Source organism: Methylosinus sp. PW1, assembly GCF_000745215.1.
Classification (GTDB): domain Bacteria; phylum Pseudomonadota; class Alphaproteobacteria; order Rhizobiales; family Beijerinckiaceae; genus Methylosinus.
Genome location: NZ_JQNK01000009.1, coordinates 1,224,015 through 1,239,590, shown reverse-complemented (window position 1 = coordinate 1,239,590; position 15,576 = coordinate 1,224,015). Strand labels below are relative to the sequence as shown.

At 66.6% G+C, this 15,576-nt stretch carries 18 protein-coding genes and 1 other RNA gene; 8 read left to right on the top strand and 11 right to left on the bottom strand.

Annotation, left to right across the window (positions count from 1 at the left end):
* Positions 1-222: 222 nt before the first annotated feature.
* Together K369_RS15505 and ssrS are read right to left on the bottom strand one after the other, a co-directional pair.
* A complete protein-coding gene (locus K369_RS15505) occupies positions 223-813 on the bottom strand; it encodes a 5-formyltetrahydrofolate cyclo-ligase (protein WP_036292349.1) in 591 nt (196 codons plus the stop codon).
* 30 nt (positions 814-843) lie between these two features.
* Positions 844-999, bottom strand: a non-coding RNA gene (ssrS, locus tag K369_RS25645) — 6S RNA.
* Between the two features lie 155 nt (positions 1,000-1,154).
* On the opposite strand from ssrS, the gene K369_RS15500 reads away from it, so the two are divergent.
* Positions 1,155-1,445 carry a type II toxin-antitoxin system RelE/ParE family toxin gene (locus K369_RS15500; protein ID WP_084570812.1) on the top strand — a complete coding sequence of 97 codons (291 nt, stop codon included), beginning with the start codon at positions 1,155-1,157 and terminating at the stop codon, positions 1,443-1,445.
* Positions 1,439-1,756, top strand: a complete 318-nt coding sequence (locus K369_RS15495; protein WP_036292347.1) for an XRE family transcriptional regulator — start codon at positions 1,439-1,441, stop codon at positions 1,754-1,756. Before K369_RS15500 ends, K369_RS15495 begins: the two co-directional genes overlap by 7 nt.
* 4 nt (positions 1,757-1,760) lie before the next feature.
* On the opposite strand, the gene K369_RS15490 is transcribed toward K369_RS15495, so the two are convergent.
* The 3 genes from K369_RS15490 to K369_RS15480 form a co-directional block, all read right to left on the bottom strand.
* A complete protein-coding gene (locus K369_RS15490; RefSeq protein ID WP_036292346.1) occupies positions 1,761-2,501 on the bottom strand; it encodes a class I SAM-dependent methyltransferase in 741 nt (246 codons plus the stop codon).
* A complete protein-coding gene (mnmA, locus tag K369_RS15485; RefSeq protein WP_036295440.1) occupies positions 2,501-3,721 on the bottom strand; it encodes a tRNA 2-thiouridine(34) synthase MnmA in 1,221 nt (406 codons plus the stop codon). Before mnmA ends, K369_RS15490 begins: the two co-directional genes overlap by 1 nt.
* A 140-nt stretch (positions 3,722-3,861) precedes the next feature.
* Positions 3,862-4,575 (bottom strand): GNAT family N-acetyltransferase, encoded by a 714-nt coding sequence (locus tag K369_RS15480; RefSeq protein WP_036292345.1) that lies wholly within the window; start codon positions 4,573-4,575, stop codon positions 3,862-3,864.
* A gap of 181 nt (positions 4,576-4,756) precedes the next feature.
* On the opposite strand from K369_RS15480, the gene K369_RS15475 reads away from it, so the two are divergent.
* The 3 genes from K369_RS15475 (at position 4,757) to K369_RS15465 (ending at position 7,543) form a co-directional block, all read left to right on the top strand.
* Positions 4,757-4,969, top strand: a complete 213-nt coding sequence (locus K369_RS15475; protein WP_018266569.1) for a hypothetical protein — start codon at positions 4,757-4,759, stop codon at positions 4,967-4,969.
* A 91-nt stretch (positions 4,970-5,060) separates the two neighbouring features.
* The gene (locus tag K369_RS15470; protein ID WP_018266570.1) at positions 5,061-6,002 is read left to right on the top strand and encodes a ribose-phosphate pyrophosphokinase; all 942 of its coding nucleotides are present in this window, start codon (positions 5,061-5,063) and stop codon (positions 6,000-6,002) included.
* Positions 6,003-6,034: 32 nt separating this feature from the next.
* Positions 6,035-7,543 (top strand): acyl-CoA synthetase, encoded by a 1,509-nt coding sequence (locus K369_RS15465; protein ID WP_036292344.1) that lies wholly within the window; start codon positions 6,035-6,037, stop codon positions 7,541-7,543.
* 33 nt (positions 7,544-7,576) lie between these two features.
* Here K369_RS15465 and K369_RS15460 read toward each other — a convergent pair whose 3' ends face one another.
* From K369_RS15460 to hemN, 3 genes are all read right to left on the bottom strand, one after another.
* Positions 7,577-8,068 (bottom strand): polymer-forming cytoskeletal protein, encoded by a 492-nt coding sequence (locus tag K369_RS15460; RefSeq protein WP_036292343.1) that lies wholly within the window; start codon positions 8,066-8,068, stop codon positions 7,577-7,579.
* A 43-nt stretch (positions 8,069-8,111) separates the two neighbouring features.
* Positions 8,112-8,852 (bottom strand): ATP-binding protein, encoded by a 741-nt coding sequence (locus K369_RS15455; protein ID WP_036292342.1) that lies wholly within the window; start codon positions 8,850-8,852, stop codon positions 8,112-8,114.
* 271 nt (positions 8,853-9,123) lie between these two features.
* Positions 9,124-10,470, bottom strand: a complete 1,347-nt coding sequence (gene hemN, locus K369_RS15450) for an oxygen-independent coproporphyrinogen III oxidase (protein WP_036292341.1) — start codon at positions 10,468-10,470, stop codon at positions 9,124-9,126.
* Positions 10,471-10,681: 211 nt separating this feature from the next.
* On the opposite strand from hemN, the gene K369_RS15445 reads away from it, so the two are divergent.
* On the top strand, positions 10,682-12,475 hold the full coding sequence (locus tag K369_RS15445; protein WP_036295437.1) for a PAS domain-containing methyl-accepting chemotaxis protein: 1,794 nt from the start codon (positions 10,682-10,684) through the stop codon (positions 12,473-12,475).
* A gap of 129 nt (positions 12,476-12,604) precedes the next feature.
* Complete coding sequence (locus K369_RS15440; RefSeq protein ID WP_036292340.1) at positions 12,605-12,985, top strand: AprI/Inh family metalloprotease inhibitor; 381 nt, start codon at positions 12,605-12,607, stop codon at positions 12,983-12,985.
* A gap of 133 nt (positions 12,986-13,118) precedes the next feature.
* Here the strand turns inward: K369_RS15440 and K369_RS15435 are convergent, their stop codons facing one another.
* The 3 genes from K369_RS15435 to K369_RS15425 all read right to left on the bottom strand — a co-directional run bounded on the left by K369_RS15435 (position 13,119) and on the right by K369_RS15425 (position 15,017).
* Complete coding sequence (locus tag K369_RS15435; RefSeq protein ID WP_036292339.1) at positions 13,119-13,538, bottom strand: hypothetical protein; 420 nt, start codon at positions 13,536-13,538, stop codon at positions 13,119-13,121.
* A gap of 142 nt (positions 13,539-13,680) precedes the next feature.
* Entirely contained in the window at positions 13,681-14,412 is a 732-nt protein-coding gene (locus tag K369_RS15430) for an arginyltransferase (protein WP_036292338.1), read from the bottom strand.
* 143 nt (positions 14,413-14,555) lie between these two features.
* Positions 14,556-15,017, bottom strand: a complete 462-nt coding sequence (locus tag K369_RS15425; RefSeq protein ID WP_036292337.1) for an RDD family protein — start codon at positions 15,015-15,017, stop codon at positions 14,556-14,558.
* 258 nt (positions 15,018-15,275) lie between these two features.
* Here K369_RS15425 and K369_RS15420 point away from each other — a divergent pair, with 258 nt between their 5' ends.
* Positions 15,276-15,536: a DUF2312 domain-containing protein gene (locus tag K369_RS15420; RefSeq protein ID WP_018266579.1), complete on the top strand. Its 261-nt coding sequence runs from the start codon at positions 15,276-15,278 to the stop codon at positions 15,534-15,536.
* The last annotated feature ends 40 nt before the right edge of the window (positions 15,537-15,576 follow it).

Below are 15,576 nucleotides of genomic sequence, written 5' to 3'. Positions count from 1 at the left end.
CTTCCTTCTCCCGCAAGCGGGAGAAGGTGGCCCTCGCGTCAGCGAGGGTCGGATGAGGGTCCGAGCCGAAGCGGCAGGTTCGAAATCCGACGCCACGCCTCAGAGTTGTCGCCAACCGCCGCGTCCCTCATCCGACCCGGCTCCGCCGCGACTCCTTCTCCCACAAGTGGGAGAAGGAGTCGCGCGGCGAGACTCGGCCGAACGTGGCGACGCAAAAGCGCCTCACGAAAATTCGATCAGCTCCCGCTCGGTCAGCAGGAAATCCAGCTTCTGATCGTGCGGCTCGGTCGGCACGGAATCGGTCTCCTGGCAGGCGTAGGCGACGCCGACGGCCACGATGCGCTTCTTGGCGCGCAGCTGAGAGAGCGTCGCGTCATAGATGCCGCCGCCATAGCCCAGCCGATAGCCCTTGCGGTCGAAGGCGGCGAGCGGCGAGAAGACGATATCGGGATCGAAGCAGGGCTGTGTCTCGGCCGGTTCGGAGAGGCCGAAGGGGCCTTTCACCAGATCGTCGCCGGGCGCAAAGGCGCGGAAGATCAACGGGCGCTTCACCGCCGTCATCACGGGCAGAGCGGTGGCGATCTTCGCCGCCGCCAAAGTCTCCAGCAGCGGGCGCGTGTTCAATTCGCTGCGGATCGGCCAATAGACCGAGACGACCTCGCCGGTCGCTTCGGCGCGGGGCGCGAATCGGCGCACCAGCGTCAGTGCGCGCTCGGCGACTTCGAGCGAGGCGGCGTGCGCCTCCTCATGGGAGACGAGATCGCGGCGGGAGAGCGTCCGCCGGCGCAGTTCGGTCTTGGCGTCGACGGTCATTGGGGCGTTTGATCGTCCGATGTGTAAAAGCGCGGGCCGCGTGAGCCGTGGGACATCGATCCCGGGAACCTACAACGTAGGTGGGCGCCGTAGTGGCCGAGCCCACGGGCAAGGCCAGGGACAGCTCCCTTAGAGATCGATAAGGCCCCGGGGAATTAAAGTCCGTCACGCACCCCGCAGCGCCGCGAAAGCAATGTAATCCCGCGCGGGCGAGAACGCCAGAGGCGACATGGAGATGCTTGTGGGTCTGTATCTTTTTTGATACGATGCCCTATTCTATGACCGGAACTTTCGAGCCCATTCCCCTCCGTTTCTGGCGGACTCTCGCTGGCCGAGAGCCGGTGCGCGAATGGCTGAATGAATTGCCGCTCGACGATCGTCGCGCCGTCGGGCGCGACATGATGAAGGTCCAGCTCGGCTGGCCGGTGGGCTTGCCCTTGTGCCGAGCGTTGAGCTGCGGCTTGTGGGAGGTTCGGTCGTCCTTGCCGAGCAAGCGCGAGGCGCGCGTCTTCTTCGGCTTTCATGGGGGTGCGCTGATCGCGCTCCATGCATTCGTCAAGAAGACGCAACGCACGCCGGCGGGTGAGCTGACGCTCGCGCGGCAGAGGCTGAAAGAGGTCGCATCATGGTGACGAAAAAGCAAAACCCTGCGCCGGGCGTCAGAGAAAATCCTCATCTCGGCTCGACTTTCGAGAGCTGGCTGGACGAGCAGGGCATTCGCGAGGAAGTCACGGCCGCGGCGATCAAGGAGGTGATCGCCGCGCAGCTCGCCGCCGAGATGAAAAAGAAAGGAATCACCAAAGCGCGGATGGCCGAGATGATGGAGACGAGCCGCGCTCAGATCGATCGGCTGCTCGATCCGAAGAACGACAGCGCCACGCTCGCCACACTGGTGCGTGCGGCCAAGGTCGTCGGCCGGCGCTTGCGCTTCGAGCTGGTGTGACCGCTCACGCGTGCTCGAACGGCCGACGATGCTCGTCATAGGGCCGGCGGGAATGCTCGCCCCAGCGGGCGAGGCGCTCTATGCGCGTCAGCGTGAACAGGCCGAAGGGCGGCAGCACGCGGCGCTCGGTGAGGCGCATGTCGGTGCGCGAGTCGATCCAGTCGCCGATGATCGACCACGGGAATTGCGGGCGCCAGCCCAGAGTGACGGAAAAGCTCTCGCCGATGAGCTGTTCCAGCGCCGACATCGGCCAATCCGGCGAGCTGACGTGATTGACCAGCACGATCTCGCCGCCCGGCCGCACCACGCGGGCGAGCTCATCCAGCGTCTCCTCCGGGTCCGGCACCACGGTCAGCAGATAAGGCGCCACCACGCAGGCGAAGCTGGCGTCGCAGAAGGCGAGGCGGCTCGCGTCCATGCGGGCGAGGCCGGCGATATTCTTCAGCCCCTCGCGGGCGACGCGGGCGGAGGCGCGCTGCAGCATGTGCTCGGAGAGATCGACGCCGACAACCCGCGCTCTATCGCGGAACATGGGCAGCTCGAGGCCGGTGCCGACCCCGACGTCCAAAATGCGCCCATCGGCGCGCGAGGCGATCGTCGCCACGGCGCGCCGGCCGGGGCCGAGCATATGGGAGAAGACGAGATCATAGACAGGCGCCCAGCGGGCGTAGGCGGCCTCTATCGCCTGGCGATCGAGGCCGTGCTCGAAAAAGCTGAACCCGGAAACGCCACGCGCATCGCTCATCACGCACTCCGATCGAGCTCGAGCGCCGGCTCCGGCGCGGGGGGCTCCGCCTCGGCATGCGCGATGAAGCCGCCGCCGAGCACGCGGCCGCGCGTGTCGTCGCGCTCATAGAAGACGCAAGCCTGGCCCGGCGAGACGCCGAACTCGCCGGTCTCGAAAACGACCTCCGCCCCGCCGCCCGGCAGCGGCCGCAGCAGCGCCGGCGTCGGCGGACGAGTGGAGCGCACGCGCGCGGAGATCGGCAGGCCCTCGGCCGGCAGATCGGAAAGATCGCCCGCGCCGATCCAATTCACGTCGCGCAGGGCGATTCGGCGCGTCTCCAGCGCCTCGCGCGGGCCGACGACGACCTGCGCCTTGGCGGCGTCGAGCCGCACCACGAAGAGCGGCTCGGCCGCGCGGCCGGAGACGGCGGCGCCGAGGCCGAGGCCGCGCCGCTGGCCGATGGTGTAATGGATGACGCCGGCATGGCGGCCGAGCACGCGCCCATCGACATGGACGATGTCGCCGGGCACGGCGGCGCCGGGCGACAGGCGTTCGACCAGATCGGTGTAATGGCCGCTCGGAACGAAGCAAATGTCCTGGCTGTCCGGCTTCTCGGCGATGTCGAGGCCGAAGCGCCGGGCCAGATCGCGCACCTCGGATTTGGCGTATTCGCCGAGCGGAAAGCGCAGCATGTCGAGCTGCGCGCGCGTCGTGGCGAAGAGAAAGTAGCTCTGATCGCGCGCGGCGTCGAAGGCGCGATAGAGCGCGCGGCCGCCGGAGCCGTCCTCGCGCGAGGCGATGTAATGGCCGGTGGCGAGCGCGTCGGCGCCGAGATCCTTGGCGGTCTCGAAAAGATCGACGAATTTCACGAATTGATTGCAGGCGACGCAGGGAACCGGCGTCTCGCCGCTGGCGTAGCTCTGCGCGAAAGTGTCGATGACGGTCTCGCGGAAGCGGCTCTCATAGTCGAGCACGTAATGCGGAATGCCGAGCCGCGCCGCTACCTGGCGCGCGTCTTGAATGTCCTGGCCGGCGCAGCAGGCGCCCTTGCGATGCGTGGCCTCGCCATGGTCGTAGAGCTGCAGCGTGACGCCCACGACGTCATAGCCTTCCTCGCGCAGAAGAGCGGCGACGACGCTGGAGTCGACGCCGCCGGACATGGCCACGACGACCCGCGTCTCGCCCGGCGGCTTGGGCAGATCGAGGCTGTTGAGTAGGCTGGCGCCGGCCGTCGTCATTGTCTTTGGACCGTCCGAAGAGCGTTGCGCGAGAACCGCCGGCGGAAGCTTCAAATCCGCGCCAACGTCTCGCAATTCATTGTAAACCATCATCCGTTCGGCGAGGCAATCCGTCCGAGCCGGGCTCGGCCGCGCCGCCGTCAGTCCCTATCTGCCGCGCGGGCCTGCCCGTTCAAGGCCGAAAGCGGCGTTTTCTGGCGGCCCGAGGCGTCGAAATTGCCGGGATCGAGAAAGGCCTCGAAGGCGGCTCGGCGCGCCGGCCACTCGCTGTCCAGCATGGAAAACCAGGCGGTGTCGCGATTGCGGCCCTTGACGATCATATGCTGGCGGAAGAGCCCTTCCGGCGAGAAGCCGAGCCGCAGCGCCGCCGCCTTGGATTTCTCATTGGCGTTGTCGCATTTCCAGACATAGCGGCGGCAGCCCAGCGTCTCGAAGGCGTGGGCGGCGAATAAATATTGCGCCTCGGTCGCCGCTGCGCTGCGCTGCAGAGCCGGGGAATAGAGCACGCCGCCCACTTCGACGGCGCGATTGGCCGGCTCGATGTTCATATAGGACTGGAAGCCGACAGCGTGGCCGTCGCTGTCGAGCACGGTGAACCAGACGGCGTCGGTCGCGGCCTCCATTCTCTCGACGGCGGCGCGGAAGGCGGCGCGGTCGGGGAAAGGGCCGATGAAGAGATAGCGCCACAGCGCCTCGCGCTCCTCGGCGCGGGGCTGCTCATGCGTCGCCGCATAGAGATCGTCGGCATGGGCCGCCGCGAGCGGGACGAGCGTCGTCAGCCGGCCGGCGAGGCGTGTGCGCGTGGGGGCGACGAAGGGCGTCGAGGGCGGGACCGGAGGCTGCGGTTGTGACATTTTTGTCTCAGGGTCGCAAGTTTTTGTCTCAGGGTCGACAGAAGGCGGTTCCGTCGCTTTTATCTCATCGCAGTGGCATGGAACATGCCCTAGCTTCATCATCGGAAAGGTTGCGGCCGGCGCCTGCGGAGAGCGGGGACGGCGGGCTCGGAGATTTGACCTCGAGCGCGGGAGAAAGCCTATGCTCTATTCGGTGATGATCCTCGTCTGCTCGCTGAAGCTCTCGCCGAGCGATTGCCGCCCGGAGACGGCGATAGACGTCGTGCTGGGGCCGAAGGCGGCGAGCCAGGCGCAATGCGGCTTCCTCGGACAGGCGACGATCGCCCGCACGACCCTCGCGCCGCGCGAGGGGCAGGAGTATCTCAAGATCGTCTGCCGCCGCGGCGAGGCGTGACGAGAGCAGTGTCATATTGCTGCCGTATTGTCCGACGGCCGCATCGCTGCTAAGAGGCCGCCGTGTCACTGGTGAGGGTCGAGGCGTATCGATGGCGGCGATGAAAATTCTCGCAGGCAACTCTAATCGCGCGCTCGCCGAGACGATCGCAGCCTATGTCAACGTGCCTTTGTGCCGGGCGCAGGTGCGGCGCTTCGCCGATATGGAGGTCTTCGTCGAGATTCAGGAGAATGTGCGCGGGCAGGATACTTTCGTCGTCCAGTCGACCTCCGCGCCGTCGAACGATCATCTCATGGAGCTGCTCATCATGATCGACGCGCTGCGCCGCGCGTCGGCGCGCCGCATCACTGCGGTCATCCCCTATTTCGGCTATGCGCGGCAGGACCGCAAAGGCACCTCGCGCACGCCGATCTCGGCCAAGCTCGTCGCCAATCTCATCACGAGGGCGGGCGCCGACCGCGTGCTGACCGTCGATCTCCACGCCGGGCAGATTCAGGGCTTCTTCGACATTCCGACCGACAATCTCTTCGCGGCGCCGGTCATGGTGGCGGATATCAAATCGCACGCCAAAGTGCCCAACGCCATGGTCGTCTCGCCGGACACGGGCGGCGTGGTGCGCGCCCGCGCTCTCGCCAAACGCATCGACGCGCCGCTGGCCATTGTCGACAAGCGCCGCGAGCGCGCCGGCGAATCGGAGGTGATGAACATCATCGGCGACGTCACCGGCCGCAATTGCATTCTCGTCGACGATATCGTCGATTCGGGCGGCACGCTCTGCAACGCCGCCGAGGCGCTGCTGGCGCAGGGCGCGACCTCGGTCTCCGCCTATATCACCCATGGCGTGCTCTCCGGCGCGGCGGCCGAGCGCGTCGCCGCCTCCAAGCTGAAAGAGCTGGTGCTGACCGACACGATCGCGGCGACGCCCGCCGTGCAGGGGGCGCGCAACATCCGCTTCATCCCGATCGGTCCGCTGATCGGCGAGGCCATCGCCCGCACGGCGCGCGAGGAGAGCGTGTCGAGCCTGTTCGACTGACGGGCGCGCGCTCTCGAGAGTTTAGTGAGCACATGATCGAGCCTGTTCCCGCCCGCTTCAATCTCGCCCGCTATTGCATCGCCGATCACGCGCGCATCCATCCCGACAAGACGGCGATCGTCATCGTCGGCGACGAGAGCGAGACGAGCTGGACCTATGGCGCGCTCGATCGCGACGTGCGCGCGCTCGCCGCCGGCTTTCGCGATCTCGGCCTTTCGCCAGGCGCGCGAGTGATGATTCGCATGGGCAATGAGGCGGGCGCGGTACTCTCCTATTTCGCCGCCATCGCCGCCGGCTATGTCGCCCTGCTCGCCTCCTCGCAGCTCACTTTCGAGGAGGCCTCCTTCCTGCTGGAAGATTGCGGCGCGACCGCGCTGGTGCTCGGCCGCGATTTCGAGGGCGAGGCGCATTCGCGCGCCGGCGTCTTCGTCTTGCGCGGCGTGGATCTCGCGCGGCTGACGAAAGGCGCGCCGCTGGACGACTACGCCGACACCGCGGCCGACGATCCCGCCTATCTCGTCTACACCTCCGGCACGACGAGCCGGCCCAAGGGCGTGCTGCATGCGCATCGCGCCGCCTGGGCGCGGCGGCCCATGTATTCGCATTGGCAGGGGCTCACGGCCGACGATGTGATGCTGCACGCCGGCGCGATGAACTGGACCTACACGCTCGGCGTCGGCGTGGTCGATCCGCTCGCCAATGGCGCCGCGGCGGTGCTCTACAACGGCCGTCCCGATCCGCAAGTCTGGCCCCGGCTCATCGCGCGCCATCGCGCGACCATCTTCGCCGCCGTGCCCGGCGTCTATCGACAGATTCTCAAATATGCCGCGCTGGAGACGCATGATCTCTCGAGCCTGCGGCATGGCCTCACCGCCGGCGCCGCTCTGTCGCCGAGCCTGCTCGAGGAATGGCGCGCGCGCGCCAAGACCGAGCTCTACGAGGCCTTCGGCATGAGCGAGATCTCGACCTTCATTTCCAGCGCGCCGAGCGTTCCGGTGCGGCCGGGCTCGCCGGGGCGTCCGCAGCCGGGCCGCTTCGTCGCCGCTCTGCCGCGCGAGGAGGGGACAGAACCGCTCGGCCACGGCGAGACCGGCGTGCTCGCCGTGCGCCGCGACGAGAAGGGCCTGATGCTGCGCTATTGGAACCGGCCGGACGAAGAAAGGGAAGCCTTTCGCGGCGATTGGTTCGTCTCCGGCGATCTCGTCGAGTTCGACGCCGATGGCTATATGTGGCACCACGGCCGCGCCGATGAGGTGATGAACGCGCTCGGCTATCGCGTCTCGCCGGCGGAAGTGGAGAAATGCCTGCTGGCGCATCCGCTCGTCGCCGATGCGGCGGTCGCGGAGCGTCCGGGCCGCGACGATCAGACGATCATCAAAGCCTATGTGATCTTGCGCGATGGCGCGACGCTGGGCGAGGAGGATATCCTCGCCCATTGCGCGGATCATCTCGCGGCCTATAAGCGGCCGCGACAGATCGCTTTTCTCGATGCGCTGCCGCGCAATCGCAACGGCAAGCTGCTGCGCGCGGCTTTGCCCTGAGCCATTTTGTCCCGAGCCTCGCGGCTCCGAACGTCAGGCCTTGCGGCGATCGCGCAGCGCGCGCGACGAGATGCTGGTGACGGGCGCGGCGTCGGCGTCGGCGTCATTGGAGGCGACCAGCGCGGGCTTCTCGAAGCTCTTGAAGGAGGCCTTTTCTTCCTTCGCGTTCACGGGCTTGCGCTCGGAACGGATCTCGGTCGATTCCGCCGTGCCGAACAGCACGCCGCCCTTCTCGACCTCGATCTCGCCATAGATCCACTTGCCTTCGACGCGGCCGGTGGAGCGCACGATCAGCAGCTGCTTGATGGTGATATCCGTGCCGATGCGGCCATAGATGTCCGCGTCGGAGACGGAGATCGCGCCATTGACGACGCCCGACGGGCCGACGATCAGCTGGCTGCAAGAGATCTCGCCATCGACGGCGCCGTCGACGACGATCGTGTCCTGCGCCTTGACGGAACCCGTCAGCGTCACGCCCTCTCCGATATAGACGACATTCTTTTCTTCAGGTCGGAAGTCTTTCATCACGGTGGTCTCCTTTGTTGCGCCGTTTACCGGCTTCTTGGAATTAGATTTTCTCGGAAACGGGAGCGACGTAGCTGCGCAGCCCCGCGGCCTCGAAATTGGTCCATGAACGTTCGAGCCATGTGCGCACATAGCCGCGCAGCACGAAGGAGCGCGGACGATTTTCGACGTTGCGCGCAGGCTCGTCGAACACGAAAGAGGAAAATGGCAGCCCGGTAAGCTCCACCGCCTCATAGGCGAGCGGATCGAGACGCGGCACGATGATCTCGCGGCTCGTATCGCTCTCGCCGAGATAGCGTTCGGAGAAGTGGGCGTTCTCTTGAAAAAAGTTGGAGGCGTTGATGAAGTTCTTGACGATGCGATACTCGCATTTGGTCTTGAAGGGCTCGACCTCCTCGAGCTCGGAGAGCGAGGCGACAGAGGCGCCGATGAGATGCAGCACCATCACACGCGCCTCGCCGCGCGACGCGGCGTCGAGCAGGCCGACATCCTCCATGAAGCGCAGCGTGCGCGTGAGCTGCCCCGCCTTTATGTCGACGATGGTGACGGCGCTGTGCTCGGTGAGGCTCTCGACGAGACGCGCCTGATGGCGCACGTCGCGAATGTCGATGATCTGCGCGATATCGGGATAGAAGCGTTTCAGCGCGCCGGTCGGCGATTGCGTGTCGTAGACTCGCACCGCGCGGTTCGCCAGCTGCAGGAAGTCGATCAGCAGACGCGTGACCGTCGTCTTGCCGACTCCGCCCTTGTCGGCTCCGACCAGAACGAGCGGCGATGCGAGCATAATGCTGATTCCTCGGAATGATAAACGCGACGACGCTCGTGCGGACTTGTGACGTGACGCAAAGAAAGCTGGGGGAATCGCCTAGGCGATAGTACTTAGTTCATATTGAGACAATTCGAGGTTACGATCTCTTTGTCAATGCCGGCGCAAGGCCGAACGAAATTGAGCCGGGGATAAGAAACATATCGGTAATATCACACGCGATGACGACGAGTCGATGCGTCGCGCGCTTCGCTCGCCGCCGTTTTTTCGTTCGGCGATCGGGCGCCGCTCACACAGCGACAGAGTGCCGAGCAGCCTTCGCTTCGAGATAGGCGTCGAAGGCGGCTGCGGCGAGACGCGCGAAAGGACGGCCGCGCGGCGCGATGGTGAGACGACGTCCGTCGAGCGCGACGAGGCCTTCGTCGATCAGCGTCGAAAGGCGCGGCACGGCGTCGTCGAAAGCGTCCTCGCGGAAATCATGCGCTGCGGCGACCGCGCCGAAATCCACGGAGAAATCACACATCAGGCGTTCGATCACGGCGCCGCGCGCCTTGTCTTCCGCGGTGAAGGCGAGACCGCGCGAGATGGGCAGGCGCTCCGCCTCGACGGATCGGCGCCAATTGCCGGTGTCGCCGATATTGCCCACATAGCCCTGCGGCAGCCGGCCGATGGAGGAGACGCCGAGGCCGATGAGCGCATCGGCCGCGTCGGTCGTATAGCCTTGGAAATTGCGGTGCAATCGCCCATCGCGCGCGGCCTGCGCCATCGTGTCCTGCGGCCGCGCGAAATGATCGAGGCCGATGGTCTCGAAGCCTTCGGCCTCCAGCGTCGCGCGCACCGCCTCCGCCTGGGCGAGGCGCTCATTGGCGCCGGCGAGCGCGGCCTGATCGATCAGCTTTTGATGGACCGCGAACCAAGGCACATGCGCATAGCCGAAAACGGCGAGGCGGCTCGGCGAGAGGCCCACGGCGAGCTTGGCGGTGCGGATCACATCGTCGACGCTCTGCTCCGGCAGGCCGTACATCAGATCGAAGTTGATCGCCTCGAGGCCGGCGGCGCGCAGCAGCGTGACGCAGCGCTCCACCACCTCATAGGGCTGCTCGCGGCCGGCGGCTTTCTGCACATGCGGATTGAAATCCTGCACGCCGAGCGACACGCGATTGACGCCGGAGGCGACCAGAGCGTCGGCGAGCGCGGCGTCCACGAGACGCGGATCGAGCTCGATCGCATGCTCGACGTCGCGGGCGATGTCGAACTGCTCGCCGAGCACATGCGCCACCTCGCGAAAGCGCGAGGGGCCGAGCATGCTCGGCGTGCCGCCGCCCCAATGGATCGAGCGCACATGGCGGGCCGGCGTCGAGGCCGCGACCAGCTCGATCTCGCGCAGCAGCGTCTCCTTGTAGGAGGTGAGCGGCGCGTCCTGACGCAGCGCCTTGGTGTGGCAGCCGCAATAGGTGCAGATCGCCGGGCAGAAGGGCACATGCAGATAGAGCGACAGATTGGTCGAAGGCGAGAGCTCGGCGAGCCAGCGCGCAGCCTGATCCGGCCCGATGTCCGCGGAGAAATGCGGGGCGGTGGGATAGCTCGTGTAACGCGGCGCCGAACGTTCGGCGAGAGCGAGAGAGGCGCTGGTCATCTTGCCGGCTCCAGTGTGGAGGAAGGCCGCGAACCCCGGCCTTTTGCTCGAGGTTAGTCCTTTGGGGCGCGAGTGGCAAAAGCGCAAGAGCGTCGCGCGGCGGAACGGCCGAATTGTCGCGCCGCGACGGCCGGGTCACTGGCCGAGATAGAGCAATTCGTTAATGCGCCTTCGGCAAATATCGGATGCGGCAGAACTTTTGGGAATGCGCATGAAGATCATCGACAGATTGACCGCCGGCGCCGAAGAAAAAGGCGTCCTCGAAGCCCTCGACCGCTCGCTCGCGATCATCGAGTTCGATCCGCTGGGCAATGTCGTCGGGGCGAATGAGAATTTCTGCCGTCTGCTCGGCTATGCTCCCGCCGATATCATCGGCCGCCATCACCGCCTCTTCGTGGACCCCGCCTATGCCGCCGGGCCGGACTATGCGCAATTCTGGGCCAAGCTCGGGCGCGGCGAATATGACGCGGGCGAATATCGCCGCATCGGCAAGGACGGCAAGGAGGTCTGGCTCCAGGCGTCCTACAATCCCGTGCGCAACTCGCGCGGTCAGATTCGCAAAGTGGTGAAGGTCGCGGCCGACATCACCGCGGAAAAGCTCAAATCTTCGGAAAATCAAGGTCGGCTCGACGCCATCTCGCGCGCCCAGGGCGTCATCGAGTTCGAGACCGACGGCGCGATCATTTCCGCCAATGAGAATTTCCTCGCCGTCGTCGGCTATCGGCTGGACGAGATAAAGGGCCGCCATCACCGCATGTTCGTCGATCCGGCCTATGCCGAATCCGCCGAATATCGCGAGTTCTGGAGCCGGCTCAATCGCGGGGAGTATATCGCCGAGGAGTTCCGCCGCATCGGCAAGGGCGGCCGCGAGATCTGGCTGCAGGCGTCCTATATTCCGATTTTCGACATGGACGGACGCGTCGTCAAGGTCGTCAAATTCGCGACCGATGTGACGGAGCGCGTGCGCGCCGTGCGGGAGCTCGGCGACGGCCTCGGCCAGCTCGCGGAAGGCGATCTGCTGCAGCGGATCGAGCGGCCCTTCATGCCGGCGCTCGACAAGCTGCGGACGGACTTCAACGCGGCGGTCGATCGTCTCGAGGTCGCGATCGGCGCTGTGGTGCGCGGGGCGGAGGTCATTCGCGCCGCCTCGGGCGAGATCAGCGGCGCGTCCGACGAATTGGCCAAGCGCACCGAGCAGCAGGCGGCGAGCCTCGAGGAGACCTCGGCCGCGGTCGAGGAGATCACCACCGGCGTGCGGACGACGGCCCAGGGCGCCGCGGATGCGCATCGCATCGCCGCGCTGGCCAGCGCCGACGCCAAAAGCAGCGGCGAGGTCGTGCGCAAGGCGGTGGCGGCCATGAGCCGTATCGAGAAATCGTCCTCCGACATCGGACGGATCACCGGCGCCATCGACGAGATCGCCTTTCAGACCAATTTGCTGGCGCTCAACGCCGGCGTCGAGGCGGCGCGCGCCGGCGAGGCGGGACGGGGCTTTGCCGTCGTCGCCTCGGAAGTGCGCGCGCTGGCGCAGCGCTCCGCCGAGGCCGCCAAGGAGATCAAAGGGCTGATCTCTTCCTCATCGTCCGAGGTCAGCGCCGGCGTGCAGCTGGTGACGCAGGCGGGCCAGACGCTCGCGCAGATCGTCGCGCAAGTCTCGCAGATCAACGAGGTCGTCGCCGCTATCTCCAACGGAGTGACCGAGCAATCCGCCTCGCTCCAGCAAGTCAATGTCGCCGTCGGCCAAATGGACCAGGACACGCAGAAGAACGCCGCCATGGTGGAGGAGACCACCGCGGCGAGCCATAATCTGCGCGACGAGGCGGAAAATCTCTTCGATAGCGTGCGCATCTTCAAGGTGAGCGCAGCGCGTCGCGGCGCCGGCGCTTCGGCGCGGACCGCCGCGCGTATCGCGCCGCCGGCGCTGCGGACGCCCGCGCGCGGAGGGGCTGCCGCGGCGCGCAAGCTCGCCGTCGAGCCCGCGAACGAGAGCTGGGAAGAGTTCTAGAAAATCGCGCGCGGCGCGCCGATTTCGATCGGAATTGCGCGCCGCGCTTTTTTTTGCCTCGAGGCTTGGTCGAGAGGCGTGCGCAGGGCAATATTCTTCCTCGATTCTCAATGCTCCTTGGAGCCTTCAATGTCGCTTTTTTATCGTTCTGCGAAGCTTCTCGCCTTCGTCGGCCTGACGTTCGCCGCCCTAGAGGCCGCGCCCGCGACAGCGGCCGCGCCCAGCGTCGCCGGCCGCTATGCGATCCTTCGCGCCGGCGACAAGGACACGGGCTGCATGCTCACGCTCGACGATCGCGCCCATGGGCCGGGCGGCTTCCGCGCCCAGCTGGCGCCGGCCTGCCGCGACCAAGGCGTGGTCATCTTCGATCCGGTGGGCTGGTCCATGGAGCGCGGCCGCCTCGCGCTCACCGCCCGCAAGGGCCATAAGGCGCATTTCGACCTCGAGGCCGATGGGCTCTGGCGCCGCGACGCCAAGGAAGGCAAGGCGCTGTCGCTGCGCCGGCTCTGACGAAAAAGGCCCCCCGGAGGGGAGTCCGGGAGGCCTATACTCGCCGTCGCGCGAGAGGGGGCGGGGAGGCGGCGGCGGGCATCGGCGCCCCTGGCTGACCGGGCGCCGAATTCAAAGAAATCTCAGGCTCGAATCAGTTGCAGACCTGCACGCGGCGATAGGCGACGACATTGCCCCAATCGTCGAGGACGGGCTGATTGGCCGGATAGCAGCCGCCATAGCCATAGCCGCTGTAGCCGTAATGGGGCTGCGCGGCGGCGCCTGCGATCGCGCCGACCGCCAGAGCGCCGAGCACGCCGGCCGCGACCGGAGCGCCCCAGCCGTAGCCGCGATGGCCGCCGCGCCAGCCATGGCCGGCGTATCCATAGCCGCCATGGCCCCAGCCGCCGTGATGGCCCCAGCCGCCGCCGTGATGGCCCCAACCGCCGCCGTGGCCCCAGCCGCCGTGATGGCCCCAGCCGTCGGCGCGGGCCGGCGTGGCGGCGCCGACAGTCGTCGCGGCGATGACGCCCGCGACCGCGATCGCAGCGAATTTCATGATGTTCGCGCCCATGGACGCTCTCCTTCGCTTCATTCGGCCGCGCCGAGCGCCGGCCGGCAATTCCTGATGACGAAGCAAAGGTTAATGCGGCGAAGCTGAACGGCTGATGGCCGCTTCGTTCATCTGGCCTTCAGGAAAGCGCGCAAAAAACGAATCAGTCGACGCGCTTCCAACCGTCCATGCCCAGCCGCTCCTGCGGCAGGAAGCGGGCCTTATAGGCCATCTTGCGGGAGCCATCGACCCAATAGCCGAGATAGAGATGCGGCAGCGCGGCGCGGCGAACCCGCTCCACATGGTCGAGAATCATGAAGGCGCCGAGCGAGCGCTCGTCCATCGCGGGATCGTAGAAGGAATAGACCATCGACAGGCCGTCGGCGAGATAATCGGTGAGGCAGCAGGCGACCAAGCGGCCCGGTCCGCCATTCTCGGCCGGCATGCGATATTCGATCAGCCGCGTCTCGACATGGCTGTCCTCGACCATCATCTGATAGTCGACCATGCTCATATCGGCCATGCCGCCGTCATTGTGCCGCGCGCCCACATAGGCGCGGAACAGCGCATATTGCTCGCTCGCCGCATGGGGGCGGCGCGCCTCGGCGAAGAGATCGGCGTTGCGTCGCGCCACGCGGCGCAAGCCCTTGGATTGCTGGAACTCTTCGACCTTCACGCGCACCGAGACGCAGGACCGGCAGGTCTCGCAGGCCGGCCGATAGGCGATGGTCTGCGAGCGGCGGAAGCCCGATTGCGTCAAAGTGTCGTTGAGCGCCGGCGCGCGCCGGCCGATCAAATGGGTAAACACCTTGCGCTCGTCGCGCCCGGGGAGATAGGGGCACGGCGCCGGCGAGGTGAGATAGAATTGCGGCGCGTCGCGGGGCTCTCTCGTCACGCTGTCTGGTCCTGTCGCCGAATTCGATATACCGCACGCTCCGACGCCTTCCAGCGCGGACAGACCAGGATATTAGAATCGACGCCCGCGGCGCGCCAAGAATTTTCGCCCGCGGCGCGCCGAGAAATTTTCGCGTCCCGGCCTCAATCAGCCCGCCGCAAGACGATGACATCGGCGAGAATGTCGTGCAGGCAACGCTTGTCCGATGTGATGAAGGTGACGAGCAGCAGCGGCGGGAACAGCCAGCTCACATAAAAGAGCACGCCCTGGACCGCCGCGTTGAGGAAGGGCGCGGGCGCGCCATTGGCGAGCCGCACCTCGAGGTCCATGGCGCGCATCCCCGGCGTCGCCCGCCGCCAGCCGGAGACGGTGAGGCCGTTGTAGAAGAAGGCGACCAGCGGAAACAGCGGCGGCAGCAGAAAGGCCGAGAGGCCGAAGCTCAACACCAGCAATCCGAGCCATAGCCCCGCGGACAGCAGAGCCACGGCGAAAAAATCGAGGCAGAGGGCGAGAATGCGGCGTGTGCGCACGCCGGCGAGCGCCTCCCGCGGCGGCAGGCCCGGAGAGACCGGATAGAGGCGGCCGTCGCCGCCAGCGTCGTACATTTGCGTATCCTCACCCCTTTTGCGAGTTTTGCGGGCTTGATGTCGGGGGCGCGGGGGCGGGCGTCAAGCTCGGACGGGAGGAAAGCGGGGATTATTTCCGAGCGCGCTTGACGGCGCCGGCCGCGGCTTGGCATGCCTCGCCTTCGTCCTGGACATGGACGCCTGGATCGGACGCCGCGCGGCTCCCCCAGAGCGCCGAAGTTCCCCCGAGCCCTTTAGGAGAAGATCATGGCCAGCAACAGGGTCGCCGCCCGAGAGATGGAGGCCAGCGCCGGGATCGATCCGACCGGCGAGGTGAATGGGGGGCATTTGCGCTCCTTCATCGAGCGCATAGAGCGACTCGAGGAGGAGAAGCGCGCCATCGCCGACGATATCAAGGACGTCTATGGCGAGGCCAAGAGCACCGGCTTCGACCCCAAGATCATGCGCAAGATCGTCTCGCTGCGCCGCCAGGACAAGCATAAGCGCGCGGAAGAGGAAGAGATTCTCGAGCTCTATATGGCCGCGCTGGGCGATTGAGCCCTTCGTCTCGAGCTTCGCTGGTAAGCCTCCGTTAACC

Excerpts from the sequence above, each read along its gene's own strand:
- K369_RS15440 (WP_036292340.1), top strand. The coding sequence starts at position 12,605 with ATGTCGCTTTTTTATCGTTCTGCGAAGCTTCTCGCCTTCGTCGGCCTG.
- hemN (WP_036292341.1), bottom strand. The coding sequence starts at position 10,470 with ATGACCAGCGCCTCTCTCGCTCTCGCCGAACGTTCGGCGCCGCGTTAC.
- K369_RS15460 (WP_036292343.1), bottom strand. The coding sequence starts at position 8,068 with ATGAAAGACTTCCGACCTGAAGAAAAGAATGTCGTCTATATCGGAGAG.
- K369_RS15425 (WP_036292337.1), bottom strand. The coding sequence starts at position 15,017 with ATGTACGACGCTGGCGGCGACGGCCGCCTCTATCCGGTCTCTCCGGGC.
- mnmA (WP_036295440.1), bottom strand. The coding sequence starts at position 3,721 with ATGACGACGGCCGGCGCCAGCCTACTCAACAGCCTCGATCTGCCCAAG.
- K369_RS15470 (WP_018266570.1), top strand. The coding sequence starts at position 5,061 with ATGGCGGCGATGAAAATTCTCGCAGGCAACTCTAATCGCGCGCTCGCC.
- K369_RS15480 (WP_036292345.1), bottom strand. The coding sequence starts at position 4,575 with ATGTCACAACCGCAGCCTCCGGTCCCGCCCTCGACGCCCTTCGTCGCC.
- K369_RS15420 (WP_018266579.1), top strand. The coding sequence starts at position 15,276 with ATGGAGGCCAGCGCCGGGATCGATCCGACCGGCGAGGTGAATGGGGGG.
- K369_RS15455 (WP_036292342.1), bottom strand. The coding sequence starts at position 8,852 with ATGCTCGCATCGCCGCTCGTTCTGGTCGGAGCCGACAAGGGCGGAGTC.
- K369_RS15465 (WP_036292344.1), top strand. The coding sequence starts at position 6,035 with ATGATCGAGCCTGTTCCCGCCCGCTTCAATCTCGCCCGCTATTGCATC.
- K369_RS15505 (WP_036292349.1), bottom strand. The coding sequence starts at position 813 with ATGACCGTCGACGCCAAGACCGAACTGCGCCGGCGGACGCTCTCCCGC.
- K369_RS15445 (WP_036295437.1), top strand. The coding sequence starts at position 10,682 with ATGAAGATCATCGACAGATTGACCGCCGGCGCCGAAGAAAAAGGCGTC.
- K369_RS15490 (WP_036292346.1), bottom strand. The coding sequence starts at position 2,501 with ATGAGCGATGCGCGTGGCGTTTCCGGGTTCAGCTTTTTCGAGCACGGC.
- K369_RS15435 (WP_036292339.1), bottom strand. The coding sequence starts at position 13,538 with ATGGGCGCGAACATCATGAAATTCGCTGCGATCGCGGTCGCGGGCGTC.
- K369_RS15495 (WP_036292347.1), top strand. The coding sequence starts at position 1,439 with ATGGTGACGAAAAAGCAAAACCCTGCGCCGGGCGTCAGAGAAAATCCT.
- K369_RS15475 (WP_018266569.1), top strand. The coding sequence starts at position 4,757 with ATGCTCTATTCGGTGATGATCCTCGTCTGCTCGCTGAAGCTCTCGCCG.